Source organism: Herbidospora daliensis, assembly GCF_001570585.1.
GTDB lineage: Bacteria > Actinomycetota > Actinomycetes > Streptosporangiales > Streptosporangiaceae > Herbidospora > Herbidospora daliensis.
The window spans coordinates 151,241-166,486 of sequence record NZ_BBXF01000007.1 but is presented as its reverse complement, the minus strand read 5'-3'; the positions used below and the strand labels follow the sequence as shown (position 1 = coordinate 166,486).

At 64.6% G+C, this 15,246-nt stretch carries 9 protein-coding genes and 1 pseudogene; 7 read left to right on the top strand and 3 right to left on the bottom strand.

Annotated elements, in window-relative coordinates; translation table 11 throughout:
- Positions 1–6 precede the first annotated feature (6 nt).
- The 6 genes from AW274_RS39655 to AW274_RS31520 are packed head-to-tail and all read left to right on the top strand — an operon-like array spanning position 7 to position 8,337.
- Entirely contained in the window at positions 7–1,038 is a 1,032-nt protein-coding gene (locus tag AW274_RS39655; protein WP_157520828.1) for an ornithine carbamoyltransferase, read from the top strand.
- Between the two features lie 47 nt (positions 1,039–1,085).
- Entirely contained in the window at positions 1,086–2,012 is a 927-nt protein-coding gene (locus tag AW274_RS31540; RefSeq protein WP_083975126.1) for a ketopantoate reductase family protein, read from the top strand.
- 53 nt (positions 2,013–2,065) lie between these two features.
- Positions 2,066–3,190 (top strand): NAD(P)/FAD-dependent oxidoreductase, encoded by a 1,125-nt coding sequence (locus AW274_RS31535; RefSeq protein ID WP_062439971.1) that lies wholly within the window; start codon positions 2,066–2,068, stop codon positions 3,188–3,190.
- Positions 3,183–6,620: a P-loop NTPase fold protein gene (locus AW274_RS31530; protein ID WP_083975123.1), complete on the top strand. Its 3,438-nt coding sequence runs from the start codon at positions 3,183–3,185 to the stop codon at positions 6,618–6,620. The genes AW274_RS31535 and AW274_RS31530 overlap by 8 nt, the downstream gene beginning before the upstream one ends.
- 23 nt (positions 6,621–6,643) lie before the next feature.
- The gene (locus AW274_RS31525) at positions 6,644–7,528 is read left to right on the top strand and encodes an AEC family transporter (RefSeq protein ID WP_062439965.1); all 885 of its coding nucleotides are present in this window, start codon (positions 6,644–6,646) and stop codon (positions 7,526–7,528) included.
- 14 nt (positions 7,529–7,542) lie between these two features.
- Positions 7,543–8,337 carry a hypothetical protein gene (locus AW274_RS31520; protein WP_062439961.1) on the top strand — a complete coding sequence of 265 codons (795 nt, stop codon included), beginning with the start codon at positions 7,543–7,545 and terminating at the stop codon, positions 8,335–8,337.
- Between the two features lie 1,013 nt (positions 8,338–9,350).
- Here the strand turns inward: AW274_RS31520 and AW274_RS31515 are convergent.
- The 3 genes and pseudogenes from AW274_RS31515 to AW274_RS31510 all read right to left on the bottom strand — a co-directional run bounded on the left by AW274_RS31515 (position 9,351) and on the right by AW274_RS31510 (position 14,538).
- Positions 9,351–10,652 (bottom strand): MFS transporter, encoded by a 1,302-nt coding sequence (locus AW274_RS31515; RefSeq protein WP_198169504.1) that lies wholly within the window; start codon positions 10,650–10,652, stop codon positions 9,351–9,353.
- A gap of 526 nt (positions 10,653–11,178) precedes the next feature.
- Positions 11,179–11,363, bottom strand: a pseudogene (locus AW274_RS39650) (transposase); the annotation flags it as partial.
- A gap of 70 nt (positions 11,364–11,433) precedes the next feature.
- The gene (locus AW274_RS31510; protein WP_062439955.1) at positions 11,434–14,538 is read right to left on the bottom strand and encodes an AfsR/SARP family transcriptional regulator; all 3,105 of its coding nucleotides are present in this window, start codon (positions 14,536–14,538) and stop codon (positions 11,434–11,436) included.
- Positions 14,539–14,688: 150 nt separating this feature from the next.
- Here AW274_RS31510 and AW274_RS31505 point away from each other — a divergent pair, with 150 nt between their 5' ends.
- Complete coding sequence (locus tag AW274_RS31505; RefSeq protein WP_157520827.1) at positions 14,689–15,165, top strand: hypothetical protein; 477 nt, start codon at positions 14,689–14,691, stop codon at positions 15,163–15,165.
- Positions 15,166–15,246 lie beyond the last annotated feature (81 nt).

Here is a 15,246-nt window from a genome sequence, read left to right as displayed (position 1 = left end):
GGTCTGGTGAACGGAGCGTTCATGGAACTACTGTCTAATCCCACTGATCGGCCGAGGAATGGCAGCGTCGTTTCGATTCGCGATTTCGGCCCCGAACGAACCATAAAGATGGTCGAGGACATCGTCGCGGGCAACGATACACTTCCTCAATCGCCTGGGTCCCTGGTGGCAACGCTTTTCCTCAACCGGTCGCTGCGGACACGCCTAGGGGTTGCCAAAGCATGCGCGGTGCTAGGCGCGTCGCATATCGATCTGGAGCCGAACCGCATCTATTCGCCGATCATCAGCGGTCCGGGCGAACCGTACAAACAGGAAGCGATGGAGGATATCGTTCGGGTTATCAACCTAAACGCCGACTGCCTCGCCGTCCGAGCGTACGGCCCCAGTTCGTCAGTTTCAGTAGGGGCGGGTGACGCAGTATTTGAGAGAATGCTGCGCTCGGTGACCGTTCCGGTTATCAACCTGGAAACTGATTCGGGGCATCCCATTCAGGCGATGGCCGATGTCGCCACGGTCGTGGAACACTGCGGCACCGCACGCGGCCGGAAAGTCGTCATGGCTTGGGCGCATTCGCCCGAGCCGAAGCCCATCGCGGTGCCAGCGAGCTTCGTGATGGCCGCCTCCGCCGCCGGTGCGCACCTTGTGATCGCCGCTCCATCGGAATTCTCGCTCCCGGCCAGCCTAACCCGGGCGGCCCGAGACTGGGCGGGCAAGGCCGGCGGAAGCCTGACCGAAACAAGCGACCTCGGACAGGCGCTTGACAATGCTGACATCTTGTATATGAAGTCGTGGATGTCTTGGGAACAAAAAGGACGCGGCCATCAGGAGATTGCAGGCGTGTATCACCACTGGATGGCAAGTGAGGAACTCTTCCATCGAGCGACCCCGAAGGCAGGTTACCTGCATTGCCTTCCGGCCGACCGAGGGTTGGAGGTGACGGATGACTTGCTGGATGGTGAAAGGTCGCTGATCTGGCGCCAGGTCGAGATGCGTCGTCGCGTCACTCAACAACTGCTGGCCAATGCACTGAGGCTATAGACTGAGATTTGTAGTGGCGCTATTTAGCACTCGGGAGAGGTATCGCTATGAACGTAGTCCTCTGCGGTGGAGGGTCACTGGGCCTCGCGTATGGAGCCCTTATGTCGACATTCGTCAATCCAGAGTTGCTGGTGAGGGGCGTGTCGCAGGCAAATGCAATCGAATCGGCGGGCGGCATCACGCTCACCCACGATGGTTCCACTCAGCACGCCGCCATCACCGCGTCGGCTGACCCTGGCCTGCTCGCCCGGGCGGACATTGCCGTCTGCCTAGTGAAATACCCGGACACGAAAGCTCTGGCCGACGTGCTGGCCGAGTGGCTGTCCCCGAACGCGACGGTGGTCACACTCCAGACCGGTGTGCGGCCCTTGACTGAGTACGGCGAGCGTCTCGGCGTCCATCGGGTGGTGGGCGGCGTCTCATACCTGGGTGCTAAGCGGACGGGTCCCCACAGCGTCGAGGCTGGCAGCAACATGCGCACCGTTCTCGGCCTTGACGGCGTGGACGCCGAGCACGCTGACCGCATCAAGTCGTTCGTTGGCAGGCTGCAGGGCTCGCCGCTCGTTTTCGAACTCTCGATGAATATCAAGCGCGTCATCTGGGACAAAATGGTCATCGCGTGCAGCCAGAACGCTGTCAGCGGCCTTACTAGCGCCACGTTCCGCGTGCTCCGCGAGTCGGCTGTGTGGCACCACACCCTGAACAAACTCATCGACGAGATCGTCGCGGTAGGTCGCGCCGCTGGCGTCGACCTGCCGGACGGCCAGCTCGACCGGGCCTTCGCAAACTGGGAGAGCCTTCCCAACCATCGGGCGTCGACCTTCGTCGACCTGGAACAGGGCCGACTCACCGAGGTCGACGCGCTGAACGGCACCATCGTCGAACTCGGTGCGAAGTACGGCATCCCGACACCAATCAATGAGACGCTCACTGCTCTGGTGCACCTCGGGGAAATGGCCAAGTCCGGGACTTGACCGGTCCGTCAGATTAAGGGAGTCCTAGCCACCGAGTAGAGGAGCATTTTGCGGTGGAGCCTTCGTACGACATATTCGACGTCGCCATCGTTGGTGCTGGCGTCACCGGCATGCTCGCTGCCTGGCACTCGGTCCGGGTGAAGCGTCTTCGCACCCTTCTGATCGAGAGCCGGGTGACATGTGGGGCAGGGACAACCTTAACCAGCGGAGGCTCCATTGGACTGCAGGACAAAGCCACCGACGAGTCGATCCGCATGGCGCTCGAGGCGATCGAGCTCTACAAGTCGATCGGAACGGTGAGTGACGCCCCCTTCGCCCAGGTGATCAATTGGTGTGGCGGGATAGTCACTTATTGGAATGAGACCGATCGGGCTGTGTGCGAGGGAGTTGCGAATCAGCTGACAGCGGCCGGCGTGGAGGTGGAGGACATTTCTGGTACACGGCTGCGGAAGCTTGCGCCTTACATGTCCGGCGACATCCCTGGCGCATTCCGCTGCTCGGCGGAGGGGCGCATCGAACCTCGCCGCTTCGCGCAGTTGATGCTCGATTATCTGCACACCAAGCACGGCGCCCTCCTCCACTGGATGCCTTCTGTCAAGATCGAGGCGATAGAGTTTAAGGGCGGGAGATACGTGCTGACGGCTCACGGCGAGGACTCCGACCGGACAATGTCTGCCCGGTCAGTGCTCCTCGCCACCGGCGCGTATCACAACGAGGTTGACTGGCCGGTGGACCGCTCGATCAACCCCCGGCGCGGAATCATCCTGACCTACGACTCGCTGGGCAACATGGACTACGTCATGCATGACAGCTCCTACCTCGCCCGAAAGGAGTCGAGCGACATCGACTTGGGTGTGGCGTTCTCATTCGAACAGCGCAACGCCCTTTGGCGGATTGGCAGCTCGCGCGAGGTGGTCGGCCAGTCGCACGACAATCTCGATTACGTCGTGCAGCGGATCCGCGCGGAGGCCGAGCGCCACATACCCGGGCTGATGGGGCGCACTCTCCGATCAATCGACATCTGCTTCCGGCCCTTCGAGTTGCACCGCAAGCAGCTCATCGTCCGCGGGCAGGGTAACTACCGTGGGGTCGTCTCGGTTAACGGGCAGGAAGGCGAGGGCATGACCCTTGCACCAGCACTGGCCCGGCGAGCGGTCGATTTGCTTACCGATGACTAACCGGCATTTCGCCATACGGCACGACGGCGGCTGGACTCACCTGATCCACCCAGGTGCGGCGATCTGCGCTGGCATCGCGACCGACGACGACTCGTATATCATCAACTCCGCACATGGCCAGTTGGTGCGGCGGCGGCTGTCGGACTTCGGCGTCATGACCCGCCTCAATGGCCATCGCATGACCGTCGCGGATGTCACGGTCTTGTCTCCTGCCCTGGCGGCATCTTGCAGCGCCGACGGAACAACGCGTCTCTGGGACTTGGTGACCGGAGCTCAGCGCACCGTGCTACGACATGACACGCAAGCGATCATCGTCCGGCGTGTTTCGAGCACTACCGGCGTCTCCGTCCTGACAGACGGGTCTGTCTGCTACTGGAACGGCGAATCGGGTGACGTCGAATGGCAGCGAGCCATAAGCCAAGGCCGACCGATGGCGGCCGCAGTCGACGATCGAGCCGGGAAACTTTACTTAATCGACGACACTGGTGCGGTTTGGCAAGTCGATATCGGCGACGGTAGCTCAGTTGCGGTGGTGCCCGCCGGTCCAAGTGGCGCCCAGTTCACCTCGTGTTTCGCGCTCGGCGGCCCTGAGAATGAATATCTGACGTTCTGCATGGTCGAGGACACCTCCGCAACACAGTGCCTCATCTCCACCACAGGTGAGGCCATCGCCACCGTTATCCTCGGCTCAACGCCAGCGCGATGTGCCGTCTGGACTGGCACCGACCAGCTGGCGATCGGTCTCGACGACGGCCGGGTCGCGGTGTACTTATGCAACGAAGAAGGCTTCCAGCTGGTCACGGAGCGCGCGACCCACCGCGACATCGTTTGGACCATCGACTACACGGCAGAGTTACACTGCCTCGTTACCGGCAGTTCGGACGGCACGGTGTCCCGCTTGTCGGCTTCGGATCTGTCGTCGAAGGCTGTCCTGGGCGGTCTAACGCGCGGCGTGTGGACAACATCCTGGCACCCAGACGGTGAGCGTCTGCTCTCCGCTGCAGGCGACGGCACGGTCGCGCTATGGAGCACCCGGACCAACGAGCGGCTCGCCCATTCTCAGTTGGCTGGTGGCTGGATTCGGAATGTCTCCTGGTGGAACGACGAAGTCGCGGTCGCGGTAGCGCAAAAGGGTGTGCTGTATGTCGTCGGCCTCGACCTGCAGCCCATCACCGAACGCTCTCTCGGCGTCACTGGCAATATCTGGTCGGCTGATCTCGACCGCAAGGCGGGACGTGTGGCGTACGGCACCGACCGCGGCGAGGTTGGCATCGCCGATTTGACCTCGGACACCAATGTCGTCATTCGCCTTCGTGATCGGCTGGTCTCGGCGGTCGCCTGGCGGGCAGACGGATCCCTAGTGCTCGGCACAGCATCGGGCGAGGGCTTCGAGGTCACCCGAACGCCTAACGGAGACCTGGAGACTCGCGTCATCACCGCATTCCAAGACCACGACGAGATCACTTCGCTGCTGGAGATCCCAAAGGTCGGAGTCGTGGTGGGCTTCTCTTCCGGACTGCTGGCGATTCTTCGCGACGGGTCGACCGAGCTCGATAAGATCGGGCACCACGAAGGCCCCGTACAGTCGCTCGCGTTGACCGACTCCTATGTGCTCAGCTCTGGCGCTGACGGCAATATCGACTGCCGTGATCCGGAGAGCGGTCGTCTGGTCCACCAGCACTCGGTTCAGGTCTCCACAGCCGGACTCTCGGTCGCGGGCAACCGCGTCTCGTGCGGTTCCGGTGGGGTCTGGGTCTTCGACCTGTTGACCAGCAGCACGTCCGCAGGCCGGGAGAGCATCAGCCTGTGGGACCCACCGATCGGCCTAGTCGACGCACCCGTGTCGACCGACACCATCGGCCGCAGCAGCCTTGTCGACGAGCTGGTGTTCCTGTGCAGCCGGACCGCCACCGAGCTCGAACGGCAGCTGGAGAGCTCCGAGGTCGAGGAACGCGGCTTCCTGGTACACATCGGCGGTGAGTGGGGCGCTGGCAAGACCTCGACAGCACAGATGCTGGTGGACCAATTGACTGCGGACGACCACATTGATCAGTGGGTCTCCGGAACCTTCAACGCGTGGCAGCGCGGGCAGTCGATGCCGCTCGTCGACCTGCTCAACGTGCTCGAGCGGAGTTCCTCCGACGCTCGACCGTGGTTCCTGCGCCGACGCGACGCGTTGCGCCGGTTCTGGGTCACGCGTCCCGGCCTATGGCGGGCACTCGCATCGAGTCTGATCTTCTTTGGCGCGCTGTACTTCGGCCTCCGGATCTTCCTCGAGGTGCTGGTGATCAAGCCCGCAGGCGCAACCAAGGGCGCGATCTTATTGGACGCGGACAACCTTTCCGACTTCATCGCCGTGGCTGGTGCCCTGCTCGCGCTCGCCTCGTATTTCACCGGACGGGCCCGGCCGGCCTTTCGCAGCGTTCATCTCCCCGACCTGGAACCGGAGATGAACCGGATCAGCAAGTATGAGCGAGCGGTGCTCCGGCGGTTGCCCCGCCGAGTGATGGTGGTCATCGACGAACTCGACCGCTGCGACCCTGCGCGGGTGCTGGAGGTGCTGCGGGCCTGCAACAAACTGCTCTCTCGCCCGCATGGCTGGCGGATCCGGAACCGCTCGGTCATCGCGTTCATCCTGCTCGCCGAACGCAACTGGCTCTATAACGCAATCGAGACATGTTACGGCCCGCAAGAGGGCAATTGGCACTCGCGCACGAAGCAGCTCGGTGCCTCCTTCATGGAGAAAATCGCCCTGCTGTCTTTCGATCTGCCGCCCCTGTCCCACCGGGCACGCGGAGCTCTAGTGGCAAGCGCGACTGGGGAGAACTACACGCCCGCCTTGGTCGACCCGCCGACACAGAACACGACCTCCTCCGTGTTCCGGGTCTCTGGCACCGTCCCGGTAGCGGTCGATGTGACGACCATCGCCAAGTCGGGCAACACGGCCGCACGATCCATGGCCGCCAGAAGCGGGCTCTTAATGCCCGTGCTGTCCAGCACCGACGATCCGCGCAACCTGGAACTCGTTGCCCGCGCCGTCGAGATCGAACGCCGGATGCGTATCGAGCGGAGATACCTCTCCCAGTACGCTGGACTCATCGGCGCGAACCCCCGAGAGATCAAGCGCGTCCTGATCCGATACTGGCTGGACCGGGTTGTCGCCTTATCAGAGGCTCGCGACGTCTCTATGTTCGTGGAGACGATCCTGTTTGAGAGCATCGTTACGGTGCGTTGGCCGAACCTCTCGCCAGCGGTCCGGTCACGTCAGGTGGGCTCGCTGGAGTCGCTACTCCAAGAGCTCGGCGTCAGCTCAACGGAGGAGGATCTCACCGTGCTGATCGGCGCGCTGAACAGCGGCTGGCGCATGGAAGAGCAGCGACGCAACGGAACATTCGCTATTCCGTTGCTAACACCTAGACCCGCCAACTAACGGGCCGACGATCGCATACGCCGATGACAGAGATTGTTACCTTCTTCGCTGTGGGCGTCATGCTCGGACGCAGGCAAGGCGCATCCGAAGCGGCCAGCCAGCTTCTGGATCGTGCCGTGCTTGACTGGTTGCTGCCGCTGACCATTGTCTTCCAGGTTTCCCGGGTCGTATGGGGCCTGCACTCGCTTTGGATCATCGGGCTCTGTTTCGCTATCACAGCGCTCGACGCCGTGCTGATCTTCCTGGCATGCCGTTGGTTTCGCATCGACGGTGCGACCCAAAGGACGCTGCTCTTGGTCGCCCCGCTCGGCAACACCGCCTACTTCGGTTTTTCAGCGGTGACGGCGATCATGGGTGCCGATGGGCTCCCCGACGCGATCGTCTTCGATCAGCTAGGTACAACGCTGATGTTTGCCACCTACGCGAACTGGGTGGCGAACTCGCAGGTCGTGGTCGACCGCACGACCGTATTGCAGTTGACCCGGATGCCAGCGCTCTGGGGGCTCGTCGGCGGAACGCTGCTGAGCTTGACTGGCGTCGATCTGCTAAACGGCCCTGTAGGGTCACTCGGCCTCGCGATCAGCGCCTCGCTGCTGCCACTCTCGATGATCGCGCTTGGCACCCGCGTGACGCTGAGCGGCTTGAAGCGCTTCCGCGAACTGGCGATAGGCATTGGCGTCCGCACCGTGGTTGGCCCAGCCTTGCTACTGACTGCGGTGGTGCCGTTGACTGATCTCGACTCGTCCATGCCTGCCGCTCTGCTGCAAACCGGAATGCCGTCCATGATCGGCGCTGCTCTGCTCGCGGGGCGGCACGGGCTTGACAAGGAGCTCGCATATTCGATGTGCGTAGTTGGGGTGCCGGTCGCACTGGTGACGCTTCCACTGCTGCACCTGTTCATTCGCTGACACCGAGGGCTGTCGTGAAGCATCTTTGTCTGGACTATTACCGGACCCGCCGCCTCATCGCCGATCCGAACACGCCAATCGACCGCTGGGGGCAGGCACCGGATACGCGTGACATCGACGAGCTGGTCACCAATCTGCGTCCGCTGGTGGAGCGGCACGGCATCAGTGTCCTCATCGAACCGTTCGCCGGGCTGGGGTCCGGCGCGCTGGCAGCGCGCATGCTGCGTCTTATGTACGCGGGCGCCGAACTCAATCCGAAACGTGCGGACGTCGCGATCGCCAAAGCATTCGCAAGCACAGACGTAACATTGGCAGTCTTGGACATGCTGGCGATGACGTACGGTTCGCGGGAGCGGGCCTTAGAGATCGTGCGGGAGGACCTGGCTGCTGCTCCCGAGCCCGTTGTTGGAGAAATCTACGTCGGCAATTTCCGAAACTTCCGCCCCGATCTCCCGGAGAACGGTAAGCGGCTATTCCACCTTTGCCCACCATTTCCCCGCAGACCCGCCACCGTCGAACATTTCCAAGCACTCATGCGGGACACGCTCGCATGGCTCCAAGGCTTGGTCCGAACGGGAGATCTGTTGGTGGCGGAGTATTTCAACTACACCGCTCGGTTTGATGTTGGGCTGGAGATAGAGAGAGGATTCCGCACACTGGTCGATGACGCGACGATCGTCGTGACATCCTTGGATACGACATACGACGACGGAGGCTACCAAGACCGCGAGACCGGATATTCCGGATTCGTGCTCGGCTCTCCCGGCTTCTCGCTGCAACCGCCACCCGAATGGTTCGTCGACCACTGAGACTGATGTGACTAGTAGCCGCTGCCCAGGAGCGCACGTTTCCCGGTTTCGGCGACTAGGAGGAGGTAGCCATGAAGTACATGCGAAATGATCTAGCAGGGCATTCGACACAAAGGCACCTGGAGCATCGGGCGGAATTTGACGCCAGATCCATCCGGAATAAAAGGCTGCATCGACCAACTCGATTGGCGAGTTGGCCATTCCTCATACTGCGGGAATTGCGGGCTTGCCAGTCGTTAGCGTGGGAGAGCTCGCGTACGAATAACCAACTTGGCTGAGGTGCGAACCATAGAACTTTGCCGACAAGACAAGGGCAACCTGACTGGTCCACAGCTTGCGATCCCAATGCCTACCCGCGAGGCGCATCTTAGACGTGGGGCTCTTACATTTTAGCAGGTCAGGAAGGCCAATCCCCATCGAAGCTACCCTCCTTCCTAAACCTGGTGTCATAGGTTCGATTCCTACCGGGGGGCACCCTTGAGATGGCCCGTAACCTGCTGCTCAGCGGGGTTGCGGGCGTCTTTTATTGTTCGGCTGTGTGCGACTGACGGTGATCGTTTGCGGGTGGTTTCTGCCCAATGTCCACCCAAAGGATCAAGGTCTCAGGAACTGACTGATCACCCAGCAGCCACCGGCGCCACCCTTCGTGGTCACGCAGGCAAACCGTTACTGCTATACGACCTCGACAGTCGAGGCGATCGGCGGTAGTGCCCAACCTCGCCATGGCTCACTCTGACCCGTAGTCCAGCGACCCGTCGATGACGTTAAGAACGCTCGTGGGTGAGTTCCAGCAACGACGGGGGTGGGTGGGCGTCTGGAATGTCGGTGAAATACAGCAACACCGCCGGTGCCGCAGGAGTACCGACGACAGTGCTGCTGACGCGCCGACGGAACGGGCGGCATCATGACTAAAATGCCGCCCATTCTGTCTCGTCAATCATCGCTGCGGCTGGGCAGTTCCGGGGCGGCGGTCCGCAGGTGAAAGACCGCCCAGGCACAAGCCTCCCGCGCCTCTACACGTGCTTCGATCCCGAGACATGGGGCGGCGAGCCCTCCGCCCTGTCGTGGGAAGAACCAGTACTGTCCATCTTCCTCCAGACCGGGAAGATCAACGGGCACAGCGTGGCGAGCAGATACACACCGCCAACCGTCAGCAGCGTGCAGGGCAGGCCAGCCGAATCCACGAGGAAGCCCGCAGCCAGTCCGCCCATCGGAGTGACCAGTTGGACCGAGGCCGTCGTCGCACTCAACACGCGGCTGCGCAGTTCCTCCGGCACCGTCTCATACGTCACTGTGGCCATGATTGGGTTGAGTACACCGAAGGCGAGACCCTCAAGCGCCATGATCACGGCCAGCGGCGCGAAGGTGTCGGTGAAGGCGGCGACCACGAAGCGCGGCGCTCCCCCAATGAGAAAGGCGCAGGTGAACACTGGCCACCGCCGAAAGCGGCTGCCTACCGCCCCGAAGACCAGCGCCCCCGCGAGTGCGCACACCCCGAAGGCTGCGTTCAACAGACCGAGATCGATGGAACCGCCAAGCTCCACACCGGTATCCACGGGGAGGAGCACGGCGCTCCATGCTTGGTCGAGGCCCCTGGTGACCAGCGTCATCAGGCATAGAGCCAGCAGCAGCGGAGTCGCTGCCAGGAAGCGATAGCCTTCCGCGAGTTCACGACGGTAGGCACGCAACGAGGTCGGCTCGACCCGCCGCTGGGCTTGTGCCTCGGGCAGGCCGCGCACCCCGAACGCGAACAGCGGCGCGGACACGGCGAAGGTCGCGGCATCCACCCACAGGACGTTCTCGGCTCCGAGTACGGCGATCAGCACGCCTCCGAGAGCCGATCCCGTCAGCGCCGCACAGCGGGCCGCACCGTCGTACAAACCGCTAGCTCTGATCAGGGGCATTCCGGCGCGTTCGGCGAGAGTGGGCAACAGCACGCCACGGGCGGTTTCACCCGGCGAACGGAACAGTCCTGTCACCGCCATGAGCACGCACAGCATCCAGAAACGCAGGACGCCGGCGGAGTGCAGCAGCGGGATCGCCGCAACTGCGACTCCACAGACGAGATCCGAGGCGACACTCATCCTCAGTCGCCCGATCCGGTCGATGATCGGACCGGTGACGAGCGCGGCGAGCACCGCGGGCAGCAGTGTGCAGAACGCGACGATCCCGGCCTTGGCGGCGCTGCCCGTGCTCTGCAGCACGAACCACGGCACGCCCATGTACGTGAGGCAATTCCCAGTGATCGAAAGGAGGTTGGCGGCAAGAACCATTGTCAGAGGACGGCGATCGACCGTCCTGAAGTCTTCGGGCACGACGGTGGTCTCCCATGAGGGGAAGCGCCCACCGTGAACGAAGCAGGTCAGCCGGTGGGCGAAGCGAAGTCGTCAGCGTCTGGCGCGCACAGCGAGGCGCACCGCGGTGCGGTGTTCACAAGCAGCGCCTCCAACACTTCGCCGGGATGACCACCCGGCACCTCCACGCATTGTCACCTCGGACGCCCTCCTCTGCAACGATGATCCGTTCGCAGTGGGCAGCTCGCACAGGGAGTCGTCCGAGATGCGCGGATGAAGGCCGTCGGTGCCTCCCTGCGGTCAGGTATCGGCTGACCGCCCGGCCTTGTTCTGGGTGTGGGGGAACCGGTAGCAGTACACCCGCCTCGACGTGGTCGACGGGGAGCCGGCTGGAGCGTGGGTTCTCGATACCGATCTAGGCCGCCTGGACGACCACCTCGACCGGCTCGGCGCCGCGCCCATGCCGGAACGGCATCGGGTGATCGTGGTCGGCTCCAACGCTGCCCCTAGTCAGCTTGGCTTCCTCCCAGCGGAGGAAGTACCGCTAGACGGTCTGCCAGGGTGGTTGCCGCCAGAGCAGCCGGTACGCACTACGTACAAGACCGCGTCCACGACATCACGACGAGCGTGCTTCTCCGGCCGGCCGGCCGTGTTCGGGGCGGGTAACAGCGGCTTGATCAGCGCCCACTGCGCGTCGGTCAAGTCGGATGGGTAGCGCCGTTCTCGGGGCATCAGACCACGCGACACTCCGGCCCTTACCGGCTGGAATCACCACTTCTCAAACACCCACTGACACTCGCCATTACGTAGACGCTGACACGTCAGCCGCCTCCGCAGCTCGGCGGATGTCATAAGCGACGCCCAGCCGATCCGCCTCCTGCATGGCCTTCCAGGCCGTCTTCCGCACGGGCATCCCCGCGGTCCCCCGTAGAAGCACTTGGCCCCACCCCAACCGCGCCGCCGCGCCCGGGTAACGCGCCGCATAGCCGCGTATCCCCCGAAGCACCGTCCGCACCACCGCCGGGTCAGGCCGGCGCAGCTCCCACAGCAGCTCGGCCAGCCCCGACCAGCACTCCAGCATGCCCGGCTGCGCCGACGGCAGCTTTCCGGCCAGCGCCACGATCTCCGGCACAGCCTCCGCAGCGCGCTCGGGCCGGCCATCGAGCAGGTCCGTCCGGGCGAACCCCGTGAATAGTCGCATCCGCTGGATCACCTCGACGATCGGGCCGTTCCGTAGCCCGAACGCCTGCTCAAGCGCCCGCCGACGGTTTGTGGCGGCCTGGGCGGCCGTCAGGACCTCTCGGATCCGCGCCGACGGCACTCCCTCCTGGCGCAGCAGCGCTTCCGCCTGGCCCGTTAGGCACCAGTAGCGGCCGATGTCGTCGCCGCCCACCCTTCGCGCGGACAGTTCGCCCGTCACCACGAACAACTCGGCGGCTCGGGCGAATTCGCCTCGCCACATCGAGGTCTCTGCCAGGAGGCCTGTGCAGACTTCCGCCAGTCTCGGTTCCAGGGTTCGTGACCGGGCTTCCGTGAAGGAGCGCCAGGCCGCTTCCAAGGCCCCGCATGACAGCTGGTCGATGCCTCTCGCCACCCGCGCTCGGTTCGCCGCTTCGCTGACGTGTGTTCTGGGGAGGGAGGCCAGCGCTTCGTCGGCTCGCCTCGCGTAGCGTCTCGCCAGGCGGGACTGGCCGGCGGTTCTCACTGCGGTGGCGACGTTCGCGTAGGCCTCGGCGCGCAGTTCCGGGGCGGCCGACCGGTTCACGGCGTTGAGCTGCAGCAGCGTTGCCGACAACATCGTGGGGAGGTCTTGGCGGTAGTAGGCGAACATGGCGATCAGGGACAGGGCTTGGGCTGCCTCTGCCTCGCGCGGGGTCGGGCTTGCGGGTGAGCACAGGTGTACGACCGTGCGGCGCCACCCGGATGGCAATGGGCGGCCCAGTGCTTCCAGTGCCTCTTCGGCCAGGTGCAGGGCGCGGCGTTCTTTGGCCAGCTGGTAGTAGCTGACTGCGGCCATGCGCAGCCGGCGGGCTCGTTGCTCCGGGGTTGGACGATCGGCTTCCAGGTTGGTTTCCACTATCGCCGCGGACTCCTCGTACAGGCCGAGTCTCAGGCAGAGCGTCCAGTAGAGGTCGAGGAAGCCTGGGTTGGGGGCGTGGGTCCAGGCCAGGCGGATGTTGTCCAGTTCTGCGGCCAGCAGCGTGGGGGTCTGCTCGTCGGTCGCGTCGTGGAGGCCGTGGGCGTGCTTCTTCAGCAGGGCTTTGAAGTGGTGGGCGTGGCGTAATCGGGTCGGTTGCTCTGTGGTCAGGTGCTGGGTGGCGAAAGCCTGGATCAGGGGGTGGATGAGGTAGCGGGCCGGGGGCTGGAAGGTGATCATGCTGTGGTCGACCAGGTGGACCAGCACTTCGGGGGTGGTCTCGGCGACGTCCAGAGCGGCTTCCAGGGTGAAGCCGCCGCCGAACGCCGACAGGATCGGCAGTACGCGGCGGGCTTCGTCGGTGAGCAGCGTCCACGAGGTCTCGAAGACTCGGCGCATCGTGGCGTGTCTGGGCCGGGGGGTGAGGGCGTCCGCGCCCAGCAGGCCGGTGTTCAGGTGGTCGGCGAGGTCGGCGCACGACAGGGCGCGCAGGAGGCTGGCGGCCAGTTCGATCGCCAGTGGTAAGCCTCGGGTGGCGGCGCAGATGTCGGCTACCAGGGCGGATTCGCGTCCAGGGTCGAAAGCGGGGCGGACGGTGCGGGCTCTGACGGCGAACAGTTCCTCGGCCGCTGGGGGTGATAGGCCGTCCACTACTACGGCGAAGCTCGGGAGGGTCAGGCGGCGTCTGCTGGTGGCCAGGACGCGCACTCCGGGGCAGGCGGCTATGAGTTCGGCGATCACGGCGTCGAAGTCCGGCAGGTGTTCCAGGTTGTCGAGCACCAGGAGCAGGCAGCGGTCGGCCAGGGTTTCGAACAGCAGCTCTTTCGCCGGGCGGGGAGACGACAGGTCCATGCCCAGCCGTCGGGCCACCGTGGTGACCGCGGCTTCGGGGCCTACGCCGGCGAACGTGACGAACGCGGCGCCGGGCACTCGTGCTGCGGCGGCCAGGGCCAGGCGGGTCTTGCCCACGCCGCCCGGGCCCAGCAGGGTGACTATGCGTTCCCTTCCTAGTAGGGCTGCTACCTGGTCTACCTCGGCTTTTCTGCCCACGAGTGGGGTGCTGGGGACCGGAAGGGCGGCGGGCTTTCGTTGCGGGCCCAGGGCCTGGCGGATGGCTCGGGTTTCCGCGGCCGGTTCGACGCCCAGGTCGGTGGCCAGGCGGTCGCGCAGGTTCGCGTAGGCGAGCAGGGCGGGGGCGCGGTTGCCTGTCTCCGCCAGTGAGGAGATGAGGAGGCGGTGTACTTCCTCGTCGTACGGGTCCAGTTCGCTCAGGAGTCTGGCCAGTTTGACGATCTCGTGGGCGGGGCCCGCCTGACGTACAAGAAGGTCTCGGAAAAGGGCACGGACCCGCAGGCGTTCGGCGGCGAGCCACTCGGCGAAGGCGGGGGCGTCGACGAAGGCGACGCCGTCCATGAACTCGCCGCGCCATAACTTCAGGGCTTCGCCGATGGTGGTGACGCCGGTCAGCTTCGCGTGGTCGACGTGGCAGCACTGGTCGGCGCGGAAACCCACGTGGTCTCGGGTGATGTCGAGCCAGCCGCCGACCTCCTTGCGCAGCTCCGACAGCGCCAGGCGCAGGCTGCCTCGGGCGTGCGCGTCGGGGCGTTCACCCCATAACAACCCCGCGAGTTCGGCTCTCGACCGTGGGCCCGGCGCGGCGGCCAGGTGACAGAGCAGTGCCCGGCTCTTGGCCGACCGGACGGCGACAGGCGTCTCCCCGATCGCCAGGTACGGAGGGCCGAGCAACAGAAGTGTGAGTTGGTCCCCCATGACAGGGCGAGCGTACGTCTGGCCGAGCCAGGGGTCCACGCGTTAAAAGTACGCAGAAGCTGGGGTTTAACGGTGTGCTCACGGTGGTCCTCGCAGCCTGGGGCGGCGCTCGCGACGGTCGTGGGCGTGCAGTCCCAAGGAGGACCGATCATGCGAAGACTTCTCGGCGTTCTCGCCCTCAGTGCCGCTGTGGCGGCGCCGGTCGCGGTCGCGGCCCCGGCCTACGCCGCGGTTCCCTGCCGCGTGGAGCTCTACTCCATCTACGCCAACAACGTGGACGAGTCGGACGGCAGGGACGAGCTCCGGTTCTCGGTGGGCGGGAATCTCTACCCGACGGTCAACTACAACCACGTGAAGATGGTCACGGGGGACACCAAGTACCCGGCGTCGTTCGAGAACCCGAGTTCGGTGATCACGTCGGTGGGCGGGTCGGTGTCGTTCTCGCTGCGTGAGGTGACGCTGCCGTCGCCTGGGTCGGGGACGTCGCTGGGGTCGGCCACCGCCAACGGCGGCAACTGCGCGGGGCTGGCGGTGGGGCAGTCGCTGGTGCTGCCCACGCAGTTCATCAGCGGGACGAACTCGACGTGGTACTCGTACGAGGTCAAGCTCGAGGTCACGGCGATCTGACCTGGAACAGGGCCGCCCGCACCGCCCCGGGCGGCCTGCCTGCCCCGGTCGTTGACGACCAGGGCCCGTCTGATCGCGCCT

Coding starts and splice junctions, on each gene's coding strand:
- AW274_RS31540 (WP_083975126.1), top strand. CDS start 1,086: ATGAACGTAGTCCTCTGCGGTGGAGGGTCACTGGGCCTCGCGTATGGA.
- AW274_RS31530 (WP_083975123.1), top strand. CDS start 3,183: ATGACTAACCGGCATTTCGCCATACGGCACGACGGCGGCTGGACTCAC.
- AW274_RS31525 (WP_062439965.1), top strand. CDS start 6,644: ATGACAGAGATTGTTACCTTCTTCGCTGTGGGCGTCATGCTCGGACGC.
- AW274_RS31510 (WP_062439955.1), bottom strand. CDS start 14,538: ATGGGGGACCAACTCACACTTCTGTTGCTCGGCCCTCCGTACCTGGCG.
- AW274_RS31505 (WP_157520827.1), top strand. CDS start 14,689: ATGCGAAGACTTCTCGGCGTTCTCGCCCTCAGTGCCGCTGTGGCGGCG.